General features: G+C 38.8%; 20 protein-coding genes. 15 read left to right on the forward strand and 5 right to left on the reverse strand.

The features are described from left to right. Positions 1 to 99 precede the first annotated feature (99 nt). On the reverse strand, positions 100 to 498 hold the full coding sequence (locus ACKTT2_RS43440) for a Fur family transcriptional regulator (RefSeq protein WP_407898362.1): 399 nt from the start codon (positions 496 to 498) through the stop codon (positions 100 to 102). Positions 499 to 734: 236 nt separating this feature from the next. Here ACKTT2_RS43440 and purS point away from each other — a divergent pair, with 236 nt between their 5' ends. From purS to ACKTT2_RS43455, 3 genes are all read left to right on the forward strand, one after another. After that, positions 735 to 1,019 carry a phosphoribosylformylglycinamidine synthase subunit PurS gene (gene purS, locus ACKTT2_RS43445; protein WP_407898315.1) on the forward strand — a complete coding sequence of 95 codons (285 nt, stop codon included), beginning with the start codon at positions 735 to 737 and terminating at the stop codon, positions 1,017 to 1,019. 61 nt (positions 1,020 to 1,080) lie between these two features. Continuing rightward, positions 1,081 to 1,755 (forward strand): phosphoribosylformylglycinamidine synthase subunit PurQ, encoded by a 675-nt coding sequence (gene purQ, locus ACKTT2_RS43450; protein ID WP_407898317.1) that lies wholly within the window; start codon positions 1,081 to 1,083, stop codon positions 1,753 to 1,755. A 362-nt stretch (positions 1,756 to 2,117) separates the two neighbouring features. Next, complete coding sequence (locus tag ACKTT2_RS43455; protein WP_407898319.1) at positions 2,118 to 5,132, forward strand: hypothetical protein; 3,015 nt, start codon at positions 2,118 to 2,120, stop codon at positions 5,130 to 5,132. Between the two features lie 265 nt (positions 5,133 to 5,397). On the opposite strand, the gene ACKTT2_RS43460 is transcribed toward ACKTT2_RS43455, so the two are convergent. Then, positions 5,398 to 6,033: a restriction endonuclease subunit R gene (locus ACKTT2_RS43460; protein WP_407898321.1), complete on the reverse strand. Its 636-nt coding sequence runs from the start codon at positions 6,031 to 6,033 to the stop codon at positions 5,398 to 5,400. A gap of 441 nt (positions 6,034 to 6,474) precedes the next feature. Between ACKTT2_RS43460 and ACKTT2_RS43465 the strand changes: the two genes are divergently transcribed. The 3 genes from ACKTT2_RS43465 to ACKTT2_RS43475 all read left to right on the forward strand — a co-directional run bounded on the left by ACKTT2_RS43465 (position 6,475) and on the right by ACKTT2_RS43475 (position 11,519). After that, positions 6,475 to 8,259 carry a GAF domain-containing sensor histidine kinase gene (locus ACKTT2_RS43465; protein ID WP_407898323.1) on the forward strand — a complete coding sequence of 595 codons (1,785 nt, stop codon included), beginning with the start codon at positions 6,475 to 6,477 and terminating at the stop codon, positions 8,257 to 8,259. A gap of 469 nt (positions 8,260 to 8,728) precedes the next feature. Further along, positions 8,729 to 9,166 carry a response regulator gene (locus tag ACKTT2_RS43470; protein ID WP_407898325.1) on the forward strand — a complete coding sequence of 146 codons (438 nt, stop codon included), beginning with the start codon at positions 8,729 to 8,731 and terminating at the stop codon, positions 9,164 to 9,166. A 211-nt stretch (positions 9,167 to 9,377) separates the two neighbouring features. Then, on the forward strand, positions 9,378 to 11,519 hold the full coding sequence (locus ACKTT2_RS43475) for a CHAT domain-containing protein (RefSeq protein WP_407898327.1): 2,142 nt from the start codon (positions 9,378 to 9,380) through the stop codon (positions 11,517 to 11,519). Between the two features lie 198 nt (positions 11,520 to 11,717). Here ACKTT2_RS43475 and ACKTT2_RS43480 read toward each other — a convergent pair whose 3' ends face one another. After that, positions 11,718 to 12,353: an Imm5 family immunity protein gene (locus tag ACKTT2_RS43480; RefSeq protein WP_407898329.1), complete on the reverse strand. Its 636-nt coding sequence runs from the start codon at positions 12,351 to 12,353 to the stop codon at positions 11,718 to 11,720. 128 nt (positions 12,354 to 12,481) lie between these two features. On the opposite strand from ACKTT2_RS43480, the gene ACKTT2_RS43485 reads away from it, so the two are divergent. Both ACKTT2_RS43485 and ACKTT2_RS43490 read left to right on the forward strand, forming a co-directional pair. Further along, positions 12,482 to 12,703: a hypothetical protein gene (locus ACKTT2_RS43485; RefSeq protein WP_407898331.1), complete on the forward strand. Its 222-nt coding sequence runs from the start codon at positions 12,482 to 12,484 to the stop codon at positions 12,701 to 12,703. 71 nt (positions 12,704 to 12,774) lie between these two features. Next, a complete protein-coding gene (locus ACKTT2_RS43490) occupies positions 12,775 to 13,083 on the forward strand; it encodes a PadR family transcriptional regulator (protein WP_407898333.1) in 309 nt (102 codons plus the stop codon). Positions 13,084 to 13,283: 200 nt separating this feature from the next. Here the strand turns inward: ACKTT2_RS43490 and ACKTT2_RS43495 are convergent, their stop codons facing one another. Then, a complete protein-coding gene (locus tag ACKTT2_RS43495) occupies positions 13,284 to 14,351 on the reverse strand; it encodes a hypothetical protein (protein WP_407898336.1) in 1,068 nt (355 codons plus the stop codon). Between the two features lie 258 nt (positions 14,352 to 14,609). Beyond that, on the reverse strand, positions 14,610 to 14,843 hold the full coding sequence (locus ACKTT2_RS43500; RefSeq protein ID WP_407898338.1) for a DUF433 domain-containing protein: 234 nt from the start codon (positions 14,841 to 14,843) through the stop codon (positions 14,610 to 14,612). Positions 14,844 to 15,163: 320 nt separating this feature from the next. On the opposite strand from ACKTT2_RS43500, the gene ACKTT2_RS43505 reads away from it, so the two are divergent. From ACKTT2_RS43505 to ACKTT2_RS43535, 7 genes are all read left to right on the forward strand, one after another. Next, positions 15,164 to 15,589, forward strand: a complete 426-nt coding sequence (locus ACKTT2_RS43505; RefSeq protein ID WP_407898340.1) for an element excision factor XisH family protein — start codon at positions 15,164 to 15,166, stop codon at positions 15,587 to 15,589. Then, positions 15,577 to 15,996: a XisI protein gene (locus ACKTT2_RS43510; protein WP_407898342.1), complete on the forward strand. Its 420-nt coding sequence runs from the start codon at positions 15,577 to 15,579 to the stop codon at positions 15,994 to 15,996. Before ACKTT2_RS43505 ends, ACKTT2_RS43510 begins: the two co-directional genes overlap by 13 nt. 118 nt (positions 15,997 to 16,114) lie before the next feature. Next, entirely contained in the window at positions 16,115 to 17,407 is a 1,293-nt protein-coding gene (locus ACKTT2_RS43515) for an APC family permease (RefSeq protein ID WP_407898344.1), read from the forward strand. A 208-nt stretch (positions 17,408 to 17,615) separates the two neighbouring features. After that, complete coding sequence (locus ACKTT2_RS43520) at positions 17,616 to 18,044, forward strand: Panacea domain-containing protein (protein WP_407898346.1); 429 nt, start codon at positions 17,616 to 17,618, stop codon at positions 18,042 to 18,044. A 7-nt stretch (positions 18,045 to 18,051) separates the two neighbouring features. Beyond that, positions 18,052 to 18,498, forward strand: a complete 447-nt coding sequence (locus ACKTT2_RS43525; protein ID WP_407898348.1) for a hypothetical protein — start codon at positions 18,052 to 18,054, stop codon at positions 18,496 to 18,498. 51 nt (positions 18,499 to 18,549) lie between these two features. Further along, positions 18,550 to 22,200, forward strand: a complete 3,651-nt coding sequence (locus ACKTT2_RS43530; protein WP_407898350.1) for a helicase-related protein — start codon at positions 18,550 to 18,552, stop codon at positions 22,198 to 22,200. 183 nt (positions 22,201 to 22,383) lie between these two features. Further along, positions 22,384 to 22,698, forward strand: coding sequence for a DUF4279 domain-containing protein (locus tag ACKTT2_RS43535; protein ID WP_407898352.1), 315 nt, complete (start codon positions 22,384 to 22,386; stop codon positions 22,696 to 22,698). Positions 22,699 to 23,091: the final 393 nt, after the last annotated feature.

The following is a 23,091-nucleotide window of genomic DNA, read 5'->3' on the forward strand; positions in this document are numbered from 1 at the left end:
GGATAAGGGGTAATGGCGATTGGGAAGAACTTGGTATTACTTGAATTTCTTAATTCTCCAATCCCCAGTCCCCAATCGCCAGTCCCTACTCCCTACTCCCTACTCCCCAGCCGCGTGTGCTACCTGGCATTGGCTACACAAGCCGAAGAATTCTAAGGTGTGATAGAAAATTCTGAACTTGTGTGTATCTTGCAACTGACTTTCTAAATCGTGGACTGGGCATTGGTTTATTGGAATAGATGCACCACACTGGAGGCAGGTTAGATGGTGCTTATCTTGCTGCGCTAAGCTGTAAAGGGCTTCTCCGTTACCTAATGTCCGAACTTGTACCATGCCTTCAAGTTTTAAGGCTTCTAAAGAACGATAAACGGTTGCTAACCCCATGCTTTGGTTGCGGTTGCGTAATTCCACATAAATATCCTGAGCGGATATCCCCTGCTTAACGGTTTTAAGCAGATTTAAAATGCGATCTTGACTGCGTGTGCGAATGGCTCTCATAGACAACAACATACCATTGAGATCTCTAGTATTTAACCAGTATTTTTTATACTGTCACCATGACTATTCTCTAGCTTAACCCCTAATAATGGGAATCTTATAGTCTCTTAGCAACAAGATTTTTTAAATTGTTACCTTGGCTAAGTTTTAGCTTAACTTTTAATAAGCAAAATCTTATCTCTTCCAGTTGCAGCAAAAGGATGTAGTATTACGATCGCAGTCTTTAGATAAAGCTAGTGCAAAGGAAGTATCAAGCTAAAATATATGTGACACTCCGTCCTTCAGTCCTAGACCCTGCTGGTGTAGCAGTACGATCTGGACTAGAACAGCTAGGATATCACAATGTGGAGCGGGTGCGGATCGGTAAATACATTGAAATCACTCTCACCTCACCCGATGAAAGCACAGCCCGCCAAGACTTGGATCGGATGTGCGACCAAATGCTCGCAAACCCCGTAATTGAAAACTATCGCTTTGATTTGAGTGAAGTCGAATCAGTAACAGGAGTTGCTAATGGCTAATGGTTAATTGCTAATTGCACCATTAACCATTAGCCATTAACCATTAACCATTAACTAAATTATGAAATTTGGTGTTGTTGTTTTTCCCGGTTCTAACTGCGATCGCGATGTCGCTTATGTCACAAGAGACTTGATGGAGCAACCAACTCGCATGGTTTGGCATCAAGACACTGACCTTGACGACCTAGATGTCGTTATTATACCTGGCGGTTTTAGTTACGGAGATTACCTCCGGTGCGGTGCCATAGCGAAGTTTTCTCCCGTTATGCAACAAGTTATCGAACACGCTCAAAAGGGTAAACCCGTTCTCGGTATATGTAACGGTTTTCAAGTACTGACTGAGGCAGGGCTGTTACCTGGGGCATTGGCACGAAATCAAGACTTACACTTTATTTGCGATCGCGTTCCGGTAAAAGTCGAGCGTACAGATCTTCCTTGGACGCAAAATTATCAAACAGGCGAAATTATTACATTGCCTATTGCCCACGGAGAGGGGCGATTTTATGCTGATGAAGATACGCTATCAGAGATAGAAGATAATGGTCAAGTGTTGTTTCGCTATGAGAGAGATAATCTCAATGGTTCGCTAAACAACATCGCTGGGATTTGCAATCTGAAAGGTAACGTGTTGGGAATGATGCCCCATCCCGAAAGAGCATCTGACCCCATGTTAGGCAATAGCGATGGGCTAAAGTTATTCCAGGGATTGTTGGAGAAAGTAGCCGCACTTGTCTAGTCTCATCTCTCATCTCTTGTGGAAGGGTAGTCTTATCTCTTGTGGAAGGGTAGTCTTATCTCTTGTGGAAGGGTAGTCTTATCTCTTGTGGAACGGGCTGGATGCCCGTTTTATAAATGGACGGGCTGGATGCCCATCCCACAAGAATGTAGACTTTAATTTGAAAGCTGCTCAATGCCCATCTCACAAGAATGTAGACTTTAATTTGAAGCTGCTCAATGCTCATCCCACAAGAATGTAAATTTTTGATTTGAAAGTCGCCAACGATATTTCGTGGAAAGCTCGGATGTCAGTAAATTGGATAATTAATTATACTAAGTATTCACAGAATAAGCCATAGATAAAGGCTAGGAGCGAGTAGAGTGAGTACTATACGAACAGGAAATAACGATCTGGTTTTTGTAGACTATGGCGATATACTAGATAAAATTTTACAAGTTCTACGAAACCAAGAATCCAAAAACCTGTTTGGAGTATCGACGGATGGTTTGCGACTACGCATTAATGTTGATGCTGTAGCCTGTCAAGTTGCTCGGTTACAGATTAGCAATCCTTTAGGTGCTGCGGCGAATAATGCGAAATCTGCTACCGTCAATTTTAGTCCGGGTTGTAAAGAATTATTTCCTGGCAAAATTCAAGCGATCGCAGATTGTGTCAAACAGATTTTAGGAGATGACATTGAACAACAGCGATCTTCTACTACTGTAAAAGAGTTTGTAGAAAGTTTAGTGACAGATTTGCAAACCTTCAAAGGTGATACAGCTAGCTTAAACTTTACCTATCCGTTTAGCTCCTATGAAGGTTTACAGAAACAAAGATTAACCTTTCCAGATAAAAATAATAAAGGAAAAGCCGTCCTAAGATTTCACAAGCTAACAATTGCCGTACAAAAAACCCGAGAATTTAACGAGCAATTAAAAAAAGGTTTAGAGCAGTCTATAAAAGTTCGATTTGCTTCTGCAAATGAAGAAGAACGAGAAGAACTAGATTATCTTCTTGACGATTTATACAAAGATAAAGACAACCCGCAATTAGATTTTTACCGACTCAAGCGAATTATCGATACAGAAACACTGGGCAAACTGAAGAAAAAAGCCCAAATCAACTATTTAGAATATCTCTACGAAAATATTAACACCGATTCTAGCCGCAGTCATGCTGAAGCAGTTATTTATCTCCAAGACACTATTAGGAGATTGAGACTGATTGAAGAATATATCAATGATTCTAATAAAGCAGATGGAGATTACATAGTTACCTATGCAGGTGTTTCACTGAACTACAAAGACATTTTTTCTCGTGCAGAAGCCTATGAAATGCTACCAATTATTCCCAAAATAGAAGGATATTTGGGAGAAACAACGGATGATGAAAGAGGAGAAATTCAATTTATCTTAGGTGTCAAGCTTAAATTTGATGGCAAAGTACAAGCATACGGTGGTAAAAACGTATTTGCATATTATTTTAATTTGCTCGATCCTGAAAGTCAACAACATAAAGAAGAATTAGCCGATCCTTTGAGAAAAGAAGTTTTTGCCAGAAAAGTTTTAAAGATTCTTTTTCTTTACTATTGTCTGTTTGCAATTCATCCTCAAATTCCACAATTAGAGTACAATCCGATTGATAATTTTGAAACAAAAGTTATTAAAGCTTTTCAAGAAGATGATGAAAAGAAAAAGCAGAAACTTTTAAGCAGTATTGTTAAATATTTTAAAGAATACAAAATTCAAGAAAAAATTAGTAAACTGAAAGGTTTGCTAGTTGAAGCGATTAAATATAGTAGGACTTTTTCTACAAGAGAATATCCCCAACATCTTTCTATCAGTCAAGGTATTCTCGAACAAGATATTAACACAATTATTAACCAAAGTACCTTTTTTAAACTAATTTTAAAAGGAAATCCAAAAGAAGTTATTAGATACATCTCTGTTGGTGATGCAAATATTAAAGAAGATTCTCTTTGCAGTCTTCCAGTTAAAATTACGATTACTGATATTCACTACGTAGCAACTGAAGACAAGCAGACTTTTAAAATGAATTACGAGCAAGCAAATATAAGTGCATTACCAATATTATTTTTACCTTTATCCGATAAGAAATGTCAGGAAGTTTACAAAAATAATTTTCTAAAAAGAAAACTTTTAGTATTTCCCTATAAGTTAGAAAATAGTCCCTTAGAATCTCAAGAACTATTTATCTACAAATTCACTTTTGCTTTACTGACATACATATGTCTTAGAGTATTGTTACACAAACAAAACAGATTATTTATACCAATTTTACGATTGCACCAGCATACTAAAGAAGATGATGCACCCGTAGAAAAATTTATTGCGTCTTTCGCTCGCGTTTTATCTCATTTATTAAATGAAATCCATCGCTCTAACACTCAGGGAATTGACATTAGAGATTTACAGAGTAAAGGAAAGTTTAAAGTTCCTAACGTTCTCAGTTCTTTATATTCCGTGTTACCTAAATCATTTACTTTCTCTAATTCTTCAGATTTACCTACAAATATTAACAAAATAGCAATTGTCATAGTTTCTAGTCGAGAAAGTGACAGAAGGTGGAATGGTTCACAAAAAATATCAAATTTAATGGGTGAAATTTTATTGTTAAGTTGTCGAAATAGCATTGTTAGAGTCCAATTATTAACAACTTTTTCAGACAACTACGAAAATCAACAAATGTTTAGGAATCCTACTGTCATTATTGATGAGGTTACGAAACTTTACGAAAAAGGTTGCAGACATTTTCTCTACATTGCAAAAGCTCCTTATACCAGTACATTAAATATGACCAAAACGGAAGACGACAGACTCTTTTTTCTGTCACAAGAAGTTATTGGTGCGTTTAAATCACAGCATCGAGATATTAAAATTTATCCAATGTTTTTTGATAAATATTATGCTGTTAGACAATCAAAAATTGATGGAAGTTCTTCTCTATATATTCAAGATACAGTAGAATTAACTAATCTGGTGGACGACCCTAGTAAAAAATCTGTTGTTTTCTTTAACTTATTTAATGGAGTTACTGTGGGTAATGGTGGCGATCGCTATTACAATGGTGTGATTTCTTACTCGACTTTTTTGAAGATTTATGAAGGTATCCTTGATGATGAGGATATTTATAAGGGTCTCATATTTAAAGGTGAACTGAAGAATGAAATTTTGCAGTATTTAACTCTGTTTCACTTTTCTCGTTATGAAAAGGCGAGAGATATTAATCTTAAATTAGATCCTTATGAAAATTTGATTGGTGAGAATTCAGTGGGTTCTTTGTCATTGTTTGGTCATATGAGAGGTAAAGTTGATTTTAATTCTCTGGCATTTTTGACTGAGGTGAAAAAAATATTGAACGTGCAATTTTTATGAGGAGAGAGGGGTTGAAGTTACGGTGTACGCAAAAGTCGAATTTACCCCACCCTAGCCCTCCCCTTGGAAAGGGGAGGGAACTAGACATCTAATTTCCATTTTGTGCAAGGGAGGAAACTTGAAATCTAATTTCCCCCCTTTCCAAGGGGGGATTAAGGGGGGTAACTTTGACGTTAAAACCTCTATTTATAATAATTAACCGCAGATGAACGCAGATGCACGCAGATGAAATTGAGTTATATAGAAGTCTTATGATTAAGAATTTCTATAGCTGACAAATTACTTTGAAAACTTGTAGTAATTGTATTGCGTCTTCAGATTCCATTAAATTAAGTATTGGCATTAACTGATAGACGGGTGGATTTCCCTGTTGAATATAAACAAATTGATAACTTCTTCCATTTGTGGTTAATCCCCAGACAGGTGTTTGTTCTTCTAACTTTTCGTAAACATAGGCGAGCAATTGAGGTAAACCAGCTAAGGCATCAATATCACTGTTTTTAGTTTCAATCGCCAATACCCAAAAATAAGGTTTGTTCTTGGCTAATTTAATTTTGTTGACTGCTAAAATATCTATTCTTCCAGTAATTCTAGTATCTTCGTCTTCAATAACCAGATCTGCAATATTCTCTTCCAAACTAATTTTTATAGGAGAGCGATAAAATCCAGCTAGTTTCATTAAAGGAAAGATAGTTAAAGCTTTAACCAGCCCTTCCAATACTTTGCTTTCTATTAAATAGTTATCAAAGTCGGTTCGGATTTGTAAAATTTCTTGCTGTTCAAATTCGGTTAAAGGTTCTAAAGATAATAATGAATCAAATGAGTTATTATACTGCCTTTGAAACCCAAAGAACCGATGAACGTCTCCTATAGTTAGATTTTTAGCTTGTAAAAGTGTCATAAGTTTAGTTCTTACGATTATTTATATTATACCCAGTTGCTAAACCTTAAAAGCAATTATGCCCTTATAGATTTACTGGGCGTTCGCAAAGGACAAACAACAACTCTACAAAAGCTACTCCCTTTAGTGCTACAAAATTACCGATTTTCTTCTCTTTTTTCTTGTCCTTTGCGTCGAGCGCAGTTCATTTAAATAAGATATGTTGCCAATAGCCAAAGAACTAGGGAAATACTAACATTCTATAGAACATATATTTAAGTAAGCTTACGTAGCATAACAGCTGTTTGAACTAAAATGAAATAGCCCTGCAAAAATTTGCGGGCTAGCGATCGCTACTTATACCTATTTGCTTAAAAAATTCTCTATTGGCATTTAGCCAAAAGATTTGCTGTACTACCTTCTTATGCTGTTTTTTTAGTTCATTGAACTCACGTTAAATTCATGCCTCAAGAAACTCCGCCACCGTTACTTGTCACCACGAACAATGCCGATCGCCTAGCCGCCCTTCGGCAGTATGATATTGTAGATACGCCGCCTGAAGTAGCATTTAACGATCTAACGCAATTGGCAGCTCAGATCTGTCAAACTCCAGTAGCTCTGATTACGTTTGTCGATGGCGATCGCCAGTGGTTCAAGTCTAGTTTCGGAGCGGAGGAGACAGAATCTCCCCTAGAGCATGGCTTTTGCCCGGTTGTAGTGCAGCAAGGAAAACCACTTATCATTTCGGATACGCTTGCAAACCGAGATTTTGCCACAAACCCAGCCGTTTTTCAACCCGGTGTCCGATTCTATGCAGGGATACCGCTCATCACTGCGGATGGCTACTCAGTGGGAACTCTCTGTGTCCTTGACTTCACCCCACGCCAGCTAAAACAGGAGCAAATCGCTGGCTTACACGCTCTGAGTCGTCAAGTCATGAGTCAACTAGAGTTACGATTGGCTCTCCGAAAAGTGACTCAGACGAATCTTGCATTAACCGCTGTGTCTTGTGGCGTAGCTGCTACGGTTGGGGAAACCTTTTTCTCGTCTTTAGTGCAACACTTTACCTCTGCTTTGGGAGTACAGTATGCCTACATTGGGTTGCTCACCAATCATGAGCCGGAAACGATCGCGACGATCTCCGTTTGCCATCAGGGGTGCATCATAGATGACTTTGAATATTTGCTGCGAGATACTCCTTGTCAACAAGTCATCCAGCAACGATCCCTGTGTTGCTATCCCCAGAATGTGCAAGCCCAGTTCCCAAATGCTCCTTTATTAGCGCCTTTACAAATCGAAAGCTATGCTGCGATTCCCATCTTCGACTTCAAGGGTACGCCCCTCGGCTTGTTAGGTATAATGGATACCAAACCATTAGAAGCAATTCAGTTAGCTGAATCCCTACTTACGATCTTTGGAGTGCGAATTGCAACCGAACTAGAGCGCCAACACGCTGAGGTGAAACAAGCCCAACTGTTTGCTCGCGAGCAGGAAGCTCGCCAAGAGGCTGAGGCAGCGAACCGTATCAAGGATGAGTTCCTGGCAGTGCTGTCTCACGAGTTACGCACGCCGCTCAACCCAATTCTGGGGTGGGCAAAACTGCTTAAAGATGGCAGATGTCCTCCTGAAAAAATGCAGCAAGCATTGGACACGATCGAGCGGAACGCCCAATTGCAAACTCAGCTGATTGAAGACTTACTCGATATATCCCGCATTATGCGCGGCAAGCTAGTGCTGAATACCGCATCGGTTGATTTGCAACTCGCGATCGCGGCAGCGCTCGACACAGTAAGACTCGCAGCCGACACGAAAGGAATTATGCTGCAAACTCATTTAGAATCCTCTGTTGCTTTAGTGGTGGGAGATAGTGCCCGATTGCAACAAGCGATCTGGAACTTACTTTCCAATGCGGTTAAATTTACGCCCACTGGGGGACGAGTTGAAGTTCGCCTCGTGCAGATAAACAACCGCGCTCAACTGCAAGTGAGTGACACGGGTAAAGGCATCAACCCCGAATTTTTACCCTACGTGTTTGAGCATTTCCGGCAGGAAGATGGAGCCACCACGCGCAAGTTTGGCGGTTTGGGGCTGGGACTGGCGATCGCCCGTCAAATTGTGGAACTGCACGGCGGCAGAATTTGGGTTGAGAGTCCAGGTGAAGATCGGGGAGCCACGTTCACTATTGAACTGCCCGTCCTGCATGCGGCAAATCCTGTTAAGGAAGTTACCCCAGCATCGTCAAAATAATTCGTAATTCGTAATTCGTAATTCGTAATTATTACCCCATGCCGCTCCGAGGGGGCTTGAAGAAAGGAATTCCCTTCTATTTTTTTTCATTAATCAATAGATTCGCATCTCCCCTTAATTCATTAATTTGTTAATTAATTAACTACTAATTTCTACTTGTGTCAAGTCGTTGAGCTGTCAATACATGCTTTCTATGTGTCTTTAGTACATTCGCACGTGGAGAAGTTTAGTTTAAATATTTTGTAAAAGTGTTGCAAATTGTAATGCTTTTTTAAGCTAAAGGTTGTTTTTCAATGTTATTATCGAAAGTTTTAAGATTTTCAAGATTAAAACTATGTTAACTATTAATTCATAAAAACAATTTTTTAATAAAACGCCACTAGAGCTAATGCCACCTAGCCTCTAGCAGGACTTCCACTTAATTAAGCTAACAACTAGGAGCTATTCTACTGTGCTAAATTATACATTCATGAAACATCTAAGTAATGATGTAAAAAGTTTTCGTTCTTTGAATGGGTTGAAAGTACTTGTAGTAGATGACAATAGCGACAGCCTAGAATTAATCAGGTTAATTCTTGAAGGATACTCAGTACAAATTGCGACAGCGACATCTACAAGGGAAGCTTTAAAAGTTTTGGCGCACTGGGAACCGGATGTTTTGATAAGTGATATTGCCATGCCGGGTGAGGATGGTTATTCCCTAATGCGTCAAGTCAGAATCCTCTCTGAATGTGGACAATGCAAGCATATACCTGCGATCGCTATAACAGCTTTGATTACAGAAGACGGACAAACACAAGCTTTCGGGGCTGGGTTTGATGTATACACGCAAAAACCAGTTGACCCTGATGGCTTAGGAGAAATTGTTGCTGAACTTGTAGGGAACAATGCAAGGAGATGTGCGTGAACTACCTAAATATTAAACGGAGTCGTTTTAAGTGAGTCACGCAAAATTTATACATGTTATATCTCTGTGACATCTTCTCTAGCCTTTACTGCCTAAGCCGGAAAAATCAATTAACACGAAGCGATCGCAGCAGGGTTTTAAATAATGATTATTACTCAACAGGATATGATATGATACACAAATTATTAACTGAAATTTTGTAATTGTCAGGATGCTCTGTGAGATTCCTGTAAGAATCCTGTTTTTAGCCGCAGATCCGAGCGACGCTTCTCGCCTGCGATCGCAGCAAGAGGTGCGGGATATTGAAGACAGGTTGCGAATAGCCAAAGAATTAGGAAAATATAAGCTAGAGAACCATGGATCTGTTCGCGTCGAAGATATCACACAGGCAATACATAACGTTAAACCCCATATTATACATTTCTCCGGGCACGGTATTGATACAGGGGAACTTTGCTTTGAGAACGAAAGTGGTAATACTCAGCTAGTCAAGCCCGATGCTTTAGCAGCATTGTTTAAATTGTTCGCATCGCAAGTTTACTGCATAGTTCTGAACGCTTGTCACTCTGAAATTCAAGCCAAAGCCATTGCCGAACATATCCCGTTTGTGATAGGGATGAATGATGAGATTGGCGATAAAGCAGCGATCGCATTTGCTGTGGGTTTTTACGAAGCCTTAGCAGCAAACCATTCCATTGAAGAAGCGTATAATTTTGGTTGTGTACGGATTCAACTCCAAGGTTTTCCAGAGCATCTTAAACCAGTCATTTATAAGAAACAATCTCTGATTTCTGTTCCAACTTCAGAACTTAAAAAAACAATTGCGAATCCTTTTGTGCCTCAAGCAGGTAGAGTGGAAGATGCAAGACAGTCTCTTCTCTACGGTGAGGAAATGTTTACACTTGCCCTAACTTTAGCTGTTCTTTATCGAGCAAGGGAACCAGCCACTATTGCTGCTTTACAACTACCTTTTTTTCCAAAAGAACCTCTACTACGTCCAACAACTTGGCAAGCACTGACTAGTCTCAGTCGCGTAATTGAAGATACCCAAGTTGTTCTACGTAGCGCATCTCGTGCTGCTCGTTCCTTTGCTCTCAACCGCGCACAAGGAGAAATTAAAAAGGTACTAGACAATGCTAAAACCCTACCGCAAGCAGAACAGGGATTAATAGTGGAGATCGCTGAAACTTGGAAAGAAGCCTTACTCTCAGTAGCTGGTGAGGTAGGAGAAATTTCCATTACCAAGCCTATCCGCAATCCCCACATTATTGGCGACCCCGTTTTAGGAGAACGCTTTGTTGGACGGGAAGATGTGATGAGACAGTTAGAGGAACTTTGGTTGATGGGTCAACAACTCCAGTCTGTGGTTATCTACGGTCACAGGCGTATGGGCAAAACTTCCATTCTGAAAAATGCTGCTAACTTGGTTGGATCTGGGGTAAAGGTGGCTTACGTGAATTTACTGGAAGTGGGAGATGCGCCTTCAGGAGTAGGAGAAGTGTTAATTGCTATGAGTGATGCAGTTTCTCAAGTCATGAACTTGCAACCTCCTCCTGATGGGGAACTTTTGAATCTTCCGCTCCTTACATTTAGACGTTATTTACAAAAGGTTATAGAAACTTTAGATGGTACATCTTTAATTATAGCTCTAGACGAATTTGAGAAAATTGAAGATTTGATTGCGGCGGGAAAAATCCCTGTTGATTTTATGGAATTTTTGCGGGGACTCGTACAAATGAATTCTAAAGTTGCTTTTGCTTTCGCTGGTTTGCATACCTTAGAAGAAATGACAGCAGATTACTTTCAACCTTTCTTCGCTAGCGTCATTCCCATCCACGTTAGTTTCCTAAAACGTGCGGCTACTCGCCAAATCTTAGCTAACCCAGATGAAGAATTTCCTCTTGACTACACCTTAGAAGCTCTAGATAAAATTTATGACCTGACTAACGGACAACCTTTTTTAGTTCAACTCGTGGGTTTTCAGCTAGTTCGCCGCTATAACGACCAAGTTTTTGAGCAACAACGCCCCCGCGATCCTGTTTTTGGGTTGACAGATGTGGAAGCAGTTATCAATGAAGACTTCTTCAAGCGGGGACGTTATTATTTTGATGGGGTTTGGGGTCAAGCGGCGCGAGGTGCAGCTCGTCAACAGGCGATAATTAGAGCGATCGCACCTCATAAAGAAGGGCTGAGTTTAGAGATTTTGTCTCATGCTATAGGTATTGATGGAGCTAGTTTACAGCCTGCACTTCAAACCTTAAAGCGTCACGATGTCATTGAAGAAGTTGAGGGGCGCTATCGAATTACCGTGGAACTCTTTCGGCGTTGGGTTGTACAATTCAGTGAGCAGTGACCAGTTAGGAGAAGGTGAGGGAGTGTCACTCCTTCAAGCAAAAGTCTAGAGAATAAGATGGATGACAAAGATTTTTACTTAGGTTTAACCTACATTCCGCATCGATACCTGGTACTGCGCTTTCTTTTCATCCTCCCCTAGGTTTTGTAGTACGCTACCGACAAACTGCGGATTATAGCAATCGCACCATCTTTGTAATTAAGAAGCTTCAGGCAAAGGAATATCTATCTTCTCATCTTTTATAACCTCCCACGCACTGGGAACAGCAACATTTAACCACCACGACCAAAATTCCAAACGCTTCGCAGAATCTGATTTTTCAGAAATAGTCTCCCACACTGCACCATTTGCATACGCACAAGCAGCAAAGAAAGCAGCATCATTAGCTTCTGTATCTCGATTATCTGTCAGATTAAGATCGATCTCATCCCGGTCAAAATTTTCATCAAAAATTGCAGTATCAAGCGATGCAACTGCTGCACATCCAACAGTAAAAGCCATACCCGAATCGTCATAACCTAATTGTTGCATTTGTCGCCATAAATGTTGGCTCTCTTTTTCTGCGAAAGCTTTACTAACATCTCCAGAAATGACTTTTTCCGCTAGGGTAAGAATTTGTTGCGGTCTATCATCATTCCTAAATCTTCGATTCCAAATCGGGAGCACGTGACGGACTGTAGAGAGTGCTAGTGCTGTACGTCTTAGATGACCATTATCACCAAATGCCGCCCAAATAGCATGACGATCACCTAGATTTAAGTCATGCTGGGGATGACGATACACTAATTCTAAAGCCTCTTGAATCAGATTTTGTAGCTCAGAGGGAATCGCCATAAGCACCTTCCTTTACTTGACCAGATATCTATGATAAAAATTAACAAAAAATAAAATGAAAAATCACATACTCTGCTAAAGCACTGGTTTATTAGAAGAAGTTGACAAATTAGCAGAAATCTAAGTTTTTGAGCAACAACGTCCCTGCGATCGCGTTTTTTGAGCTGACAAATGTAGAAGCAGGGCTGAGTTTAGAGACTTTGTCTCATGCTACAGGTATTGATGGAGCTAGTTTACAGCCAGCACTTCAAACTTTGAAGCGTCATGATGTCATTGAAGAAGTTGAGGGGCGCTATCGAATTACCGTGGAACTCTTTCGTCGTTGGGTTGTACAATTCAGTGACCAGTAACCAGTGACCAGTGACCAATCAAAGAAAGGTGAGCGAGTGTTACTCTTTCAAGCGCAAGTCTAAAGAACAAGATGGATGACAAAGATTTTTACTCAGGTTTAATTCGACTTCATATTCTTCATCATGCAGTTCATGAGTCAATTTTTGGTTTGGGTATTATTGAAGAATTAGCGCGACATGGCTACAAGCTGAGTGCAGGAACCCTTTATCCAATGCTTCATGACATGGAACGCAAGGGCTATCTTCACTCAACCGTTGAACGTTCGGGAAGACATTCGCGCCGAGTGTATTGCGCGACGCCATTGGGTAAACAAGTTTTAGAAGATGCTAAACAAAAAGTTAAGGAACTGTTTGGTGAATTATTTGAAGATAAAAGTTAGGGTCTAGCCCGGTGGTTTCAGGTAGTCAGAGAAAAAACACTGACTTTTATTGCTCCATTCGTTGCTTGTAGATTTGCTTAGCCTCTAGCTATTTATACTGTTTTGAAATTGAGTAAGGCGATGCGTTATCTACACGCTCCGGTAGGGACACGGCAAAAACAGCTCCTACAAGTACTATGTGAAATTCAATGAAAAAGCAGTCATTCGCTACCAACTTGTGCAAACCTACTTATTTTATTCCGAAGTAAGCTTAAAACTAGAACAAAAGTACTAAAAACCCAAGTTACGCCTCGAGGTTCAGGGACTGAAGTTGATTTCGTCACTCTTGTCACTGCATATATTTTACTGACTGAAGGTTCTCCTTCAAAAAATGTAGAGAATATAAAGTCCCCCGTCACCGGATCGATAGTTGCTCCCATCACTCCAGTTAGAGATATTGGCGAGTGAAAGCCAAGTCCGGTGATAAAATTTCGACGGGTATTGGCGATTGGATTTCCATTCGCATCTATCGTATAAGCAGAAACGCTGCTATTGTCATATTCTTCAATCAAAAGACTGTCTTCAACAAACCCAGGATTTCCTGCTCTTACGTAGATAAAACCATCCAGTCCACCATCAAGCTGAACACTTCTGGTAGGCTTAACAATATCGTATGTACCTGAACCATCTGAGGTGATAGTTGTGTCATAAAAAATACTACCCGTGTAAGAAGTTATTTTCAGCTGACCTGCTCCAGCAAATCCTTCCGGGACAAAGTTTAATGCACCAGTGGAAGAAGCAATATCAAGAGCGTTTAGATCGATTTGTTTATTCGGAGCACTGCTACCAGGCTTAATTTGACCAATGCTGTTGTCAGGATAGGAGGTGTAGAACAATACATCCCCTTTTGGACTGTAAGCTAAACCAGCATCAATTCCTCCTGTACTGATTCCAGGAGCTTGTGCCAAAAAGGATGGGATACCAAAACCAGTGATGTGGTTGTTACTATCGCGGCTCACTTCAACTGCATAAATTCCTCCATCGGGGGTATCTGCCAAACCGCTAATCAACAGCGTATTGGGTTCTCCTGGCTGAAATGTTATTCCCCCATAAGCAAGTGGAATTTGTTCGATTGAACCGAGATCTGTTATAGAATAAGAATTCGAGAAATATGGTGCTAGTGTTGGTGTTACTGTTGCTGCTTGCGCTTGACCTATTACTGTTAAGGTAAGGAACACTCCTCCAGCAGTAGCCATGAATACATTTTTCCGGACACTAGAAGTCATCATTGAACTTGCTCGGTATATAAATTGTTTTCATTCTTAAATGATTTTCGTACAGGGCGATTTCAGTTCCAAAGAAAAAAATAAAAATATATAAAATACTTTAGGAATTCTAAATTTAGCAAAAAAAGCTACTTTGCTTAAAAGAGTATAGCTACGAATCCAAACGATGTTTTAAGTTACTAATAAACTACACCCAAATGGAGTAAAAGCGATCGCACCTCATGAAGAAGGGCAAAGCTTTGCTCTTTTGCGCTCGCTTTACTATAATATCTCATGAGGTAGCTCAATAATGCGATCGTCCAAGTAGGAAGAGGCAAAAATTAAGGCTTGCCGAATGTCTTCTTCTTCCAGTTCTGGGAACTCTTGACTCAGTTCTTCTCGCTCTGGATAAGTAGCTAGTAACTCAATAACCCGATGAACTGTAAGACGAAGATTGCGAATGCAGGGCTGTCTATTCATCCGATTGGGATTGCTGGCGATCCGGTCTAATTTCATTAGAATAACTACTCCTAAGAACAAGATTGTAATTGGATTGTCAATGCATCAAGCAGCTATTCAATAAAAAGAGTCTTTGAATAACCTCTGCATCTTCGGTTGTAGATAGCCTAATCTCGCTTAAATGAATTATGTCAATCTTTACATTACGTAGCCTTACTCCTGTAAAGTGTAGTAGTCCTCGATCGAGACACAGTTTCATAGTACCACTATAAATTGGCAAAGACTACTACTTGTGTGCTTATTCCTGACTTAAACAAAATTTCTTCCAAAATCAAAAGTTAACTTCTATAATCAGAGATAACTAAATTTTAAAATAAATGCCAGCTAGAGATATTTTTCATGAATCAGTTAAAGTTGCATTACAAAAGGATGGATGGACGATTCTTCGGGAGGATTGGTACATCGAAGTTGATTCAATGGGGTTAGCTATTTATATAGATTTAGCGGCTCAGAAGTTGATTGAAGCTGAAAAGGATGGACTCAGGATAGCTGTAGAAATTAAAAGTTTTGTAGGAGACTCAAACATGACAGCTTTCCAAAAAGCTTTGGGACAATTTCTCGTGTATGTGAAAGCTGTGAAGAAGCAGCTACATGAATGGACAGTTTATTTAGCAATTCCAGTAGATATTTACAATGGCTTTTTCTTGAAATTTGAATTTATTCGAGAAATGGTTGATGAGTACGATCTGAAATTAATTGTTTTTCATCCTGGTACTAAGGAGATTGTTTTATGGAGACACTAAATTATTACGACTTAGTTGAAAAAATCCTCCAGCAATATACAAATATTACTGTGGGTGAAGGCACAGAAGTTGAGTCGATCGCCGATCGCACCAAGGGACATTATCTGATTATGTTTATTGGATGGCGGAATGAAGTTCAAGTATATGGCAGTTTGATTCATATCGATATTAAAGGAAATCAGATTTGGATTCAGCAAGATGGTACGAATGAAGGAATTGCTCAACAATTAGTTGAAGCTGGCGTTCCTCAGAGTGATATTGTGTTGGGCTATCGTTCGCCAATTGTTAGGCAATTTACAGGGTTTGGCGTAGGCGCTGAGAACCAATCTGAAGCTAAGTCTTCACAAGGAGTAGAGCTTTCCTTCAGAACTCCTGAGTTTCCAAATACTGGAAGATCGCGTCCATAACCAAGCATGAAAATTTTCTCCAATGCCCCATGCCCATCGCCTTGTATTTCAATAATATAGAATTTCGATATCGGATTACGATAATATGTTTCTGTAGTTATATCGACAAAGGTGTGTTGTGTCACACAGAACAGTAACGCCCCAACTACGAAGAGAACTAGGGGTTTTGGGTGCAACAATGATGGGGCTGGGGTCGATTATTGGCACGGGTGTATTTGTAAGTATAGGTATTGCTGCTGGAATTGCTGGACCTGGAGTCATAGTTGCACTAGCGTTGGCAGCTTTCGTTGCTACCTGCAATGGTCTAAACAGCGCTCAGCTAGCTGCTAATCATGCTGTCAGTGGTGGAACTTACGAATATGGTTACAAATACCTTAATCCTTGGTTGGGTTTCACCGCAGGTTGGATGTTTCTCTTAGCCAAAACGGCTTCAGCAGCTACTGCTGCATTGGGCTTTGCTAGCTACTTACTGAGCACTACCAACTTTATAGGAAGTGGCTTTTTCGTTCCCACGGCTTTAATAGCTGTGGCTATTCTCACAGGGATTGTTCTGAGTGGTCTTCGACGCTCTAACCTTATCAATATTATTATTGTATCAGTAACACTGCTATCTTTATGTTTCTTTGTAGTTGTCTGTTTGCCAAGTGCGATCGCCAATAGTGCTGAAAATCTAACACCCTTTTTTACAGGAAATACTGCATCAGTACTGCAAGCGACTGCACTGATGTTTGTGGCTTACACGGGTTATGGTCGCATTGCCACAATGGGTGAAGAAGCAAAAGAACCGCGAAAAACTATTCCCAGAGCGATGGTTGTCACGTTATTGCTGACAATGTTGCTGTATATGGCAGTGGGGGTGGTTGGTATTGGAGCAGTAGGGACAGATGTTTTAGGCAAAGTGACTCAACAAACACAAGCTGCACCGCTTGAAGTTGCTGTCCGCAACGTTATAGGTTCGAGTGCTGGAGTCGTCTTGGCTATTGGTGCTATGACTGCAATGTTGGGCGTGCTACTGAATTTGATTCTGGGATTGTCTCGCATGGTACTGGCAATGGCAAGACGCCGAGATCTGCCTGGGTTTTTAGCAAGATTGAAGAACTCAACGACACCTGTTTTAGCTGTGTTAGTTGTTGGTATTGCGATCGCTCTTTTGGTTCTCATTGGGAATGTCAAAACTACCTGGTCGTTCAGTGCCTTCAATGTTTTAATTTATTACTCAATAACTAACTTAGCAGCACTACAACTACCTAACCACGAACGACTTTATCCCAAGTGGTTAGCTTGGGCGGGTTTGGCTTCCTGTGCTTTCCTAGCTTTTTGGGTAGAACAACAGATTTGGCTAGTCGGTTTAGCACTCATTGTTGTTGGGCTAATCTGGCGAACCTTAGTACAATTACTGACTAAAAACTAATGGTATGTTTGATAGCAAGTCGGGTATCTGAGCATATATTGTAAAAAGTCAATCGAATTAATATGGGAAAAGGTGGTTATTACCACTTTACATTCGTATGTCTGTAATAGTAATTTTGTATTATAATTTTAATATAGGACATATTAAGTGTTTAGTTGTATGTCGTTAGGATTGGTTTTGACGGAAGAACCAAACCAAGGAGGGGATTATGGTAAACGTCCATGATGTGGCATCCTACATTTTAGAGAAAATGGGACCATTGATGGCGATGAAACTTCAAAAACTTGTTTATTACTCCCAAGCTTGGTCTCTTGTCTGGGATGAGGAACCTCTTTTTCCTGAAAAAATTGAAGCGTGGGCAAACGGTCCTGTAGTACCTGCCTTATACAATAGTCATAGAGGTCAATTTAAAGTTTCAGAGTTACCTGAAGGAAATTCTGGCAACCTTACACCAACTCAACGCGAAACTATTGATGAAGTCATCAAGTTTTATGGCAATCGTTCTTCTCAGTGGTTAAGCGATCTAACTCACAAAGAAGATCCTTGGATAAATGCTCGTCAAGGATTAATGCTTGGAGAACGTGGGAACCAAGAAATTACTCATGCTGCAATGGCAGAATATTACAGCAGTTTGTAATTGAGGCATGAGTAAAAATAAAAAGCCAAAAACAAAAGTTAATCCCTCTTCTGCTAAGCGACCTAAAATAGCTTCCTCACCGAATAGCTTTTATAATATGAATCCGTCTTGGCGTATTTCTAGACTTGAAATGCTAGGTTTTTATGGTTGGCACAAGTTAGACACCAAGACGCTTCTTCATGTTAAGGACAAACTTGCTTCTTTTGAAACTATGACTTGGGCAGAAATTCTTGTAAGTAGTAAAAAATTTAATCATTCAGTAAATGTCAATGATTTGTGTTCAATAGCTCAAGCACGTTTAAGTGAAATTGGACAAGATGATATAGATGAACTTGTTTCACTCCGCCTTTCAGGAAAAGAAAGAGTATGGGGAATTCTAGATTTAGGTGTATTGACTCTTTTGTGGTGGGACCCAGAACATGAAGTTTGCCCGTCTATTCTTAAAAATACATGATATACTTCTGATGTTTGAACGGATATTTAAAAAATATAATTTTCTCATGATATGACATTTAATATAGCTGAAGAATTAGGGCGTTTGTTTGAAGTTGGATTCAATATTGGGATTCTTGCCTATATAAAAGAGAAGCAAATTAAACACAATTTTGGGAACTTGTACCTTCAGGAACTACAGCAACTCAAGTTTCCTAAAATGTTGAAACAGATTCTTAGTAAGATAGTTAGTTCTTTAGAGAGAGAAATTGTCGAAAAGTGGAGTATCTTTTTTCTACAAAAAGGATTTTTTTGTGGGTTAAACTTTTTTGGTGAATATATTAGATCTATAGATTGGGATAAGCCAAATAAATTAAGAAATATAGAAATATTGTATCATCAATGCAAGTTTAGCGGTGATAACAGTATAGGAACTTACGAGAAGAAAAATACGGAACAGTGGTTTAAGGAAGTCTTGCGCCAGTTTGACGCATTGACAGAAGAAGATATCGATCGCTGCATTGAACAATATATCTGGAAGGAATTAGATCTAGGCAAAAAAGGAGAGTTTGTGAATGCGGATACCCTGATTTTGCTACGTAACCGGAAGCAAATAAAAATTTTGTGTGTCGATTTATCTGTTTTTTCTATTAGAAGCGAGGAAGAAGTCAAAAATTTAGATTATGTAGAAATTATCCGACGTTTATTAATCAGAGATATTAATTACTTACGCTCGAAAAGTGTTTTTTCTCAATTAAATATAGATACTGAATCTTTAGAATTGGAGTTTTCAGAAGATTTAAAGAGCTACTTTACAGCTTTTAAATATAAAGATAAAGAAAGTTCTAAGCTCATTCAAGCAGCAGGTTATCTTCATAGTTTTTATGAATTTCTAAAAGAAAGCCGCATTCTTCAAGAAGAAGCATCAGTGGTATTGCATGCAGTAGGATATAGCGATCGCGGATTAAGTACTATGTCTGTTCGCCCAGATAATTTAGCTATTTTAAAAACTTGTTATGAAATTTATAAAAATGATGTCAGTGGTAAAGAAATTAGCACGGCTCGCCTACAAGTTTTAAATCAGATTAAGCGAAGTGCTTATAAAAGCTTTACCGATGGTAAAAACTTTATAGATGGACTTTTAGAAATTCAACCAAATCAAACAAATATTATTACCCATCAAGAGCAAATCAACGGATTTTTCAATTCAGTAGGTAAGGTTCCCGATGAATTGGTAGATCGACTAGGATTATCAGGAAGTGTGAATTTGAGAACAGCCCATGAGGAACTGATAACAAAAGCACTTAACTCTGATGCTACTTATTTATTTTTAACAGGAAATCCTGGTATTGGTAAAACCACTACAATTGTTAATTTTCTAAAAAACCATATCAATGATGGGTTTCTTTTCTTTTATGTCAGTCCCAGAACACAAGTTAACTTAGATATTATCGAGAAATTTAAAGACAAAGACTCTCAGAAATTGTGTGATGATAGGATACTTGCTCTCAATACACACAATACCCTCATTGAAAATAACTCCAGAAAATATACTGTTCAATACCTTTGGAATCGCAAACAAGGAGATTTTTCTACACAGTCCGTACACTTCCGCGATAGAAGAAATCAGAATTCACGCGGACAGCGTTTAAACAAAATCATAAGACAGACAGAAGATGTGCTTCAAAATAAGGAGTCTACAGGTAAGGGTGTTTTGAATAGTATTTGCGAAGCAGTGTCTACAATGGTAGAACTGGAATATTCCAATAATATTGTAGCTACAGTTGCGATACAGTCTTTAAAGAAAACAATTACAGGTGACACGTTAAAACATTTTGAGAAAATTTTTAGAAGTGCTTATAACAAAAAAGATAATAAAGTGATTCCAGAAAAAATGAAAAATATTTCTCGGAAAATTAAGCATCTGTTTATTATGATAGATGAAATTACCGGGGATGAAAGTGGAGTAGAGTTTTTAGATGGGATAAGTAAACTCGTGGAAACGTATAAGTTAATGCTTCCCGAACATGGATTTAACACTAAAGTCATTGTAGCTGATGCTTCAATTGTTGATGAAAATATTATTAGCCAGCACCTTAACAATTCATCACCCGAACCAGATAAAATATATTTTCGCAAAGCCTTAGATGTGTTTCAACCTCTGGTGTTTAAACAATTTAAATTTAAAAATTTACCAGCAACTCTTATTAACGCAAATTCCTATCCGGCTAGTAGTTTATCTATTACTTACAAAGTTTTAGTGGAATCTTATCAATTCAATCAGGAGTGTCGTCTTAAACAAAAGACTAATTTAATCCGAAACTTGCAACAAATCATTTTTCAAGATATAAAACTTTTGTTGAGTCGTTCCGATGTCGAGCAAGCGATCGTTTATATTCAGGATAAGCAAAGATTAGCTCAATTAATTGACGAGATTAAGAAGCAGCAGGAAGATTTTCAGCTATTCCGAGATTACTTAGAAATACACGCTAATATCTCTGAAGAAGAGAAAGAGAAGATTAATAAATATAAAGATGAGGTCAAAATTGTTTTTATGACAGCATCTGGAAGTAGAGGGTTATCTTTTCCTAAAGCAAAACATATTCTTGTAGAGATTCCCAGCTTTCAGATAGAAAAGAATCTCATGGAAGTCATTCAGGTTATTTATAGAGGGCGTGGAGATGATGAAATAGACAATCAGGACAAGGAGCTAATTTTTTACTTAGCAGAACGTTCGGTTTATTATCAAGATGACCTTCAAAATCAGCAATTGTCTATACAGGAAAGTGTACTCAATCTTTTAAATATATTATTAATTTTGAAAGCTTCGATAATGACCAGGATTTTTGGTTCTGGGAAAATTGGTAGAACTCATTTCATTATTATTCCTATAGGTGGCAAATCTGTATTTGCTGTAGGTGAAACTTTTTCGGAGCAAATGGCAAATCTCATCAATGAGCTTAAGCAGGTACATAGAAGGAATCAGAGCGATCTTTTAGTAAAGAGCGTTTACACGCAATTACAACAACTGTTTAGTCAGGCGGAATTTGTGGTTAGAGATACCACTGAATCTAATTATTTAGATTTACGTCAATCTTTTAACAATCAATTTTCTTATATTTGTAATAGTCTCGATAAGCTATTAGATTTTGGTAAAGTCGAATTGGGTTATATTAGCGGAAGTATATTGGTAGTTCCGATTCCGGAAAATGTTTTAGAGGAAACCTACCAAATGTCGCTGCTAGACATTGCTAACTACGCAAATGAGGATTTGTGGCGGAAGATGCAGTATATCAGTTACAGTAAATCTTATCCAGAAAGTTTGCGATCTGCTATTAAGGATGCGATCGAGTTAGCAAACAAACTCAGAGATGGTGTCGATAAAACACAAAAATTCGAGCAGAGTAGCAAGTGTTTAGATCGGTATTATGCTTTTCCTTTATTTGCATTTATGAGCGGTAACGCTATGAGTGAATATTTTTCTAGTAATCCAGAAGAACCAATGGAAGAGTATTTTCGCGATATTCTTGCTACCTATATTCGGACGCTCTATCCTGTGGGAAACATTTTCCCAATCGGTCACAATTATCAAGATTTTCCTTTTGTTGTTTTTAGAAGTTATAGTTTGGAGGAAATGAGGCAAAAGATTTTTACAGATAAATATTTGTTAAGTTCTAATGAGTTGAATGTTCTTAATTTGATTCTTTCAAAAGAAACTATTTAAGTAAGTCGGCATCAATGACTAATGACTAATGACTATATTGAAAATATTAAGCGCAGTGAGAATAGATCTGTAGATGTTAATTTTACGTATAGTGAACTACTTGAATTGGCAGAAGAATTTTTGAATAGATAATATGTTTAATGCATAATTGTAATTTTCCAAAACGTGATAGAGGTGGATAAGGTGAGTACAACCCAAATATCTTTGCGACTGGGAGGCGATCTCCCTTCTTCAGAAGAGTTGACACAAACTTTAGGAATTAAACCGACGAAATTTGTGCGACGTGGTGAGCGTGTTTCAAAAAAGCGAGTTCAACCTGTCGATCTATGGATACTCGAACTTGCCCAATTTGATACTGATAGTACTGAGGAAGAGCGAGATAGCCAAATGCTACAAGTTGCTACTACGCTACAAAAAATATCACCAAATCTCGCAGTACTCGATCGCACTAATTGCGACGCTGATTTGTACATTAGCACTATTCGAGAAGAAGACTAGGGTGGGTTAACATTACCCCCAGAACTGGTTGCGGCTACTGCATCTGCTGGGTTATCTATCCAAGTATCTATCCTTGTTATGCTGGATGACTACTTAGAACCAGAACAAGGTTCTTCATTATCTACCAGTATAGTAATTGACAGTTAAGCGCTCGCAATATCTCAACCTTAATCGAGCAATTTAGCAACTATTTTAAACGAAATAATAAAGTGTAGTAGTACATTTTAAAATGTATGGTTTTCAAGCTTTTGGCTTGTCAACTAAGCGTTCTGCTATTTCGGTTTGGTGCGGCTTTGCCCAGATAAATTGTCTTACCGCCCGGATACAGGATATAGCGGTTTTCAATTGAGTGCAATACATAAAAAAGTTATGGAACCGCAGCCTGTAGCAGCC

This window comes from Scytonema hankhaensis NUACC26, from assembly GCF_045865695.1.
Taxonomy (GTDB): domain Bacteria; phylum Cyanobacteriota; class Cyanobacteriia; order Cyanobacteriales; family Nostocaceae; genus Scytonema.